Annotated in this window: 2 protein-coding genes and 1 pseudogene; 1 reads left to right on the top strand and 2 read right to left on the bottom strand. The window is 62.7% G+C overall.

Annotated elements, in window-relative coordinates; translation table 11 throughout:
- Positions 1-260: pseudogene (locus EN984_RS30030) on the bottom strand (lipopolysaccharide biosynthesis protein); the annotation flags it as partial.
- A 357-nt stretch (positions 261-617) separates the two neighbouring features.
- Here EN984_RS30030 and EN984_RS30025 point away from each other — a divergent pair.
- Positions 618-1,478, top strand: coding sequence for a restriction endonuclease (locus EN984_RS30025; protein WP_127272361.1), 861 nt, complete (start codon positions 618-620; stop codon positions 1,476-1,478).
- Positions 1,479-1,572: 94 nt separating this feature from the next.
- Here EN984_RS30025 and EN984_RS30020 read toward each other — a convergent pair.
- A partial coding sequence (locus EN984_RS30020; protein ID WP_206517514.1) for an SEC-C metal-binding domain-containing protein occupies positions 1,573-2,710 on the bottom strand: 1,138 nt, incomplete at its 5' end.

Genomic DNA, 2,710 nt, shown 5'->3' with positions numbered 1-2,710 from the left:
ATGACCATCGTCACCCAGACGAGGACGAAGATGCCATATTCGAACGAGCCCATCCAGCGTGCCATCAGCACCTGGCTGACGAAGGCGATGACGGCGCTAACGATGCGGACCGAGAAGGCGATGACCGACATGCGGCTCGCCTCGCCGCGCTCGTCGGCGGTGAACAGCACGGCATCGATGCGGCCAAGCAACGGCCCCATGCGCAGCGCCCAACGCTGCGGCAAGAACCGCCCGGCAGTCGTGGCCGCGGAAAAGCGCACCCCGATTTCTCTCCGTTTTCCGCTTCTTTTTCAGGCGTTAGTGTAGCGGAGACACATTAAGAAAACGTGGGTGGGGAGCCCCCTTCGCCCCGTCACTATACGGGGAGAAGGTGCCGGCAGGCGGATGAGGGGCGGCGCTGGCGGTGGGAGGGTTTGCGCTGTGCGCTTGGCAAAGAACGGAGGAAATACGAGCGCAAATGATGGCGGGTTAACATTCAAGCACTTTCCCAGAAGCGCGAAACCCGCTCTAATACGCCCGTTCTGGGGAAACCATGTCACAGCTTATAATTCACGGCCATGTGACTCTGGGGGCCCGAGACAAGTTCGTTGCGCGTTGGGTTGTATGAGGATGGGACGATGAAGGCGACCGTTCCACCCTTTGCAGAGTTCTTTGTGCCGGTCTTGCGGGCATTGGACGCGCTCGGCGGCTCCGCTTCGATCGAAGAGATCGACGACAAGACGGCAGTACTGATGAACATTTCCGATGCGGCGCGGGCGGTGCTGGTTGGTGATGGTCCAAGGGCAAAGTTCGATTATCGCTGCGCCTGGGCACGAAGCTGGCTGAAGAATGCAGGCCTCACGAACAATAGCGAGCGCGGCGTGTGGGCGCTCACGGCGGAAGGCCGGGCATCGCTGTCACTTGCTCCGGAAGAAATCGTACGGCTTGTCAGGCGAGCCGACGCGGCACTACGCAAAGCGAAAACTGTCGTTGCCCCCGAGCGCGTGGAGGCCGAAGCGGAAGCAGCTGATATCGCCTTGAAGGACTGGCGGGAGCAACTGCTCGACATACTTCTGGCGCTTGATCCCGCGGCCTTTGAGCGGTTGTGCCAGAGAATTCTCCGTGAGGCCGGCTTTATCAAGGTCGAGGTGACCGGGAGGAGCGGCGATGGTGGCATCGACGGCACCGGTGTATTGCGGGTCAACCTGCTTTCGTTCCACGTGCTATTCCAGTGCAAGCGTTGGAAAGGCTCGGTGGGGTCAGGCGTCGTGCGCGACTTTCGCGGTGCAATGGTTGGTCGAGCCGATAAGGGCCTTGTCATCACCACCGGTACATTTACCGCGGATGCGCGGCGCGAGGCTGTGCGCGACGGCGCTCCTGCCATCGACCTGATCGATGGTGACGGATTATGCGATCTGCTCAAGGATCAGAAGATCGGCGTGCGAGTGAAGATGGTGGAGGAAGTGACGGTCGACGAGGCGGCATTCGCCGAGTTTTAACGACGCCAATCGCGGAACCCAGCGCCGCCCCTCATCCGCCCTTCGGGCACCTTCTCCCCGTGAACGGGGAGAAGGGAAAAAAAGCGCCGCGCCCTTACGCGAACGCCCCGTGGCAGTGCTTGTACTTCTTCCCCGAACCGCAGGGGCAGGCTTCGTTGCGGCCGACTTTGCCCCAGGTGGCCTGGTTGTTGGGGTCGCGGTCCTCGGGAGCGACGACGGCGGTTGTCTCCGGGCGGACCAGGAGGGCGGTTTCGCCGCCTTCGAAGTCGTTCTCGCCGGTGGTGCCGTCGATGTGGGTGCCGAACATGTCGGGGGCTTCCGGGGGCGGCGCTTCGGCGGCCTGGCGGACCAGTTCGACGCGCATCAGCTGCGCGGTGACGGCCTGGCGCAGATTGCCCAGCATGGCCTGGAACAGCTCGAATGCTTCGCCCTTGTACTCCTGCAGCGGATCGCGCTGGGCGTAGCCGCGGAAGCCGACGACCGAACGCAGATGGTCGAGATTGACGATGTGCTCGCGCCACAGATGATCGAGCGTCTGCAGCACAACCGAGCGCTCGACATAGTTCATCACCTCGGGGCCAAAACGCTCGGCGCGCTCCTTGGCGGCGGCTTCGGCGGCCTGCCCGATGCGCTCGCGGATGTCGTCTTCGGCGATGCCCTCTTCCTTGGCCCAGTCCTCGACCGGCAGGTCGAGGTTGAGGAACTCGGCGATCTCGGCCTTCAGCCCGGCAACGTTCCACTGCTCGGCATAGGCGTTTTCGGGAATGGCCTTGGCGACGATCTCGTCGATGACGCCTTCGCGCATCTCGGCGATCGTTTCGGACAGGCCTTCGCCGTCCATCAGCTCGATGCGCTGCTCGAACACCACCTTGCGCTGGTCGTTGGAGACGTCGTCATATTTCAAAAGGTTCTTGCGGATGTCGAAGTTGCGCGCCTCGACCTTCTTCTGCGCCTTTTCCAGTGCCTTGTTGATCCACGGATGGATGATCGCCTCATCTTCCTTGAGGCCGAGCTTCTGCAGCATGCCGTCCATGCGCTCGGAGCCGAAGATGCGCATCAGATCGTCCTGCAGGGACAGGAAGAATTTCGAGCGGCCGGGGTCGCCCTGACGGCCGGAACGGCCGCGCAACTGGTTGTCGATGCGGCGCGATTCGTGGCGTTCGGTGGCCAGCACGTAGAGGCCGCCGGCGGCCAGCGCCTTTTCCTTCAGCCGCTCGATGTCGGCAATGATT

Source organism: Mesorhizobium sp. M7A.F.Ca.CA.004.12.1.1, from assembly GCF_003997835.1.
GTDB lineage: Bacteria > Pseudomonadota > Alphaproteobacteria > Rhizobiales > Rhizobiaceae > Mesorhizobium.
The sequence above is the reverse complement of the archived record's forward strand: the minus strand, read 5'-3'. Positions and strand labels throughout refer to the sequence as shown.